Genomic DNA, 2,400 nt, shown 5'->3' with positions numbered 1-2,400 from the left:
GGCTTTTTGACTTGGAGAACACAATGCCTCAATAAAAACAAGAAAAATAAAAAAGGTTCAGGAAATAATTTCCTGAACCTTTGTCGGCGATGGTGGGTGGTAGAAGAATCGAACTTCTGACCTCTTCCGTGTCAAGGAAGCGTTCTACCTCTGAACTAACCACCCTTGAATGAAAAACAACCGTAACACAAAAGGAACCTTTTTTCGTACGCCTACCATTGTAAAAATGGTAGCCCCAACGGGATTCGAACCCGTGTTTTAGCCTTGAGAGGGCTACGACCTAGGCCGCTAGTCGATGGGGCCATAACCGAGTTGATCGCAGGAATACGGTTAAAACACGCCTGTTCCGTTCCCCTTGACCAAAACAAGGGGAATGATACCATAGGGAGCCGGGGAGCGCAAGACGGCGGGAGCAAAAAACTTCTTCCCTTTGAAAGTTTTTCCTCGGAGAATCCAGGTTGGAGTTTGTCCCTTGAGAATGTTCGTGAGGTGCATGAGATTGCAGCGTACCGATTCCTTATCAAAATTCAAATTCAACGTGCCTTTGTTCGACGCAAAGGAGCCGGCGGGGGCCGGCTCCGTCCCGGAGCGCTCGGAGGTCCCGGAGCGCGACCGTTGGAATCTGGAGGCCATCTATTCCTCCGCCGAGGCATGGGAGGCCGCTTTTGCCGCCCTGGAGCCCAGGATCGAGGCCCTGGCAGGCCACGCGGGGCACCTTGGAGAGGGGCCGGCCGCGCTTCTGGCCTATCTGAGGGCGGAGGAGGCCGTGGCTCTGGAGCTGGGGAAGCTTTACGTCTACGCCAATATGAAGAGCCACGAGGACCTGCGCGTCACGCGGCCCATGGAGATGGCCGCCCGCATCGAGACCCTGGCGACGCGGCACGGAGCCGTCTGTTCCTTCTTCCGCCCCGAGGTCCTTTCGATCCCCGAGGCCGACCTGAGGCGTTGGATTGCGGAGGACGAGGGGCTACGGCTCTACGACTTCCACCTTTCCGAGATCCTCAGGGAGCGGGCGCACGTCCTCTCTCCGGTCGAGGAGGGGCTCCTGGCCCGGACGAGGGAGCTCTCCGCCGTCCCGGAGAACGCCTTTACCCTCCTGACCGACGCGGACCTGAAGTTCCCCGACATCCGGGACGAGAAGGGTAGCCTGGTGGAGCTCTCCGAGGAGCGCTACTATCGGCTGAGCCGCTCTTCGGACCGGTCGGTGCGCAAGGCCGCCTTCGAGGGCATCCACGAGACCTATGGAGCGTTCCGCAACGCCATCGGCGCGCTTTACGCGGGCTCCGTGAAGGGCGACATCTTCTACGCCAACGCGCGGCGCTACAGGGACACCCTGGAGATGTCGCTGTTCGGCGACGACGTGCCGACGTGCGTCTACGACAACGTGGTGGATACCGCCGTCCGCTTCGCGCCCCTCATGCACCGCTGCGTCGCGCTGCGCCGGCGCGCCCTCGGGCTCGACTCCGTGCATTACTACGACCTCAACGTCCCCTTGTCGGACGAGCCCCTTACCGACATTCCCTACGAGGAGGCCTGCGATCTGGCGGTTCGGGCGCTGGAGCCGCTGGGGCCGGACTACGTCGCCAACCTGAAGCGCGGCTTTGCGGAGCGATGGATCGACGTCCGGGAGAACCGGGGGAAGCGCAAGGGGGCCTATTCCTGGGGATCCTACGGGACGAGCCCCTACGTGCTTCTGAACTACAACGGTACCCTGCGGGACGTCTTCACGCTGGTCCACGAGATGGGGCACTCCCTGCACTCGTGGTACTCCCACGCCTCCCAGCCCCAGGTCTACGCCGACTACACGATCCTGCTCGCGGAGGTCGCCTCCACCACCAACGAGGCCCTGCTGCTGGGGTACCTGCTGAGGCGAAGCGGGACGGATGCGGAGAAGAAATGGCTCTTGAACTATTTTTACGACATGGTGCGGACGACGTTCTTCCGGCAGGCGATGTTCGCGGACTTCGAGCGACGTACCCACGCCCGGGCCGAGGCGGGCGACGCCCTGACGCCGGAGTGGATGAGCACGCTGTGGGGCGAGCTCAACGCGCGATACTACGGGCCGGAGCTGACGATCGACCCCGCCCTCTGCGCGGAATGGGCCCGCATTCCCCATTTCTACTCGGCCTTTTACGTCTACAAGTACGTGACGGGCTTCACGGCCGCGGGGGCGTTTGCGGACGCTATCCTGACCGGGGCGGACGGAGCGCGGGAGCGCTACCTGACCTTCCTGAAGAGCGGCGGCAGCGACCACTCCCTGAACATTCTGAGGCGGGCCGGGGTGGACCTGACGGGGGCCGAGCCCTTCGAGCGCACCCTGCGCCTTTTCGAGGCGCGGCTGGACGAGGGGGAGGCGCTGTGGAGGCCGTGACGGTTTCTGCCGTCCGGGACACGATGCTT

General features: G+C 62.5%; 1 protein-coding gene and 2 tRNA genes. 1 reads left to right on the top strand and 2 read right to left on the bottom strand.

What is annotated here, in order from left to right:
* Positions 1-90: 90 nt before the first annotated feature.
* Together Q0176_RS07815 and Q0176_RS07810 are read right to left on the bottom strand one after the other, a co-directional pair.
* Positions 91-165: transfer RNA gene (locus Q0176_RS07815), tRNA-Val, on the bottom strand.
* 62 nt (positions 166-227) lie between these two features.
* Positions 228-303: transfer RNA gene (locus tag Q0176_RS07810), tRNA-Glu, on the bottom strand.
* A gap of 196 nt (positions 304-499) precedes the next feature.
* On the opposite strand from Q0176_RS07810, the gene pepF reads away from it, so the two are divergent.
* A complete protein-coding gene (gene pepF / locus Q0176_RS07805; protein WP_299301143.1) occupies positions 500-2,371 on the top strand; it encodes an oligoendopeptidase F in 1,872 nt (623 codons plus the stop codon).
* The last annotated feature ends 29 nt before the right edge of the window (positions 2,372-2,400 follow it).

This window comes from uncultured Fretibacterium sp. (genome assembly GCF_938040765.1).
In the GTDB taxonomy this organism is placed as follows: Bacteria; Synergistota; Synergistia; order Synergistales; family Aminobacteriaceae; genus CAJPSE01.
This window is presented reverse-complemented; position numbering and strand designations above follow the sequence as displayed.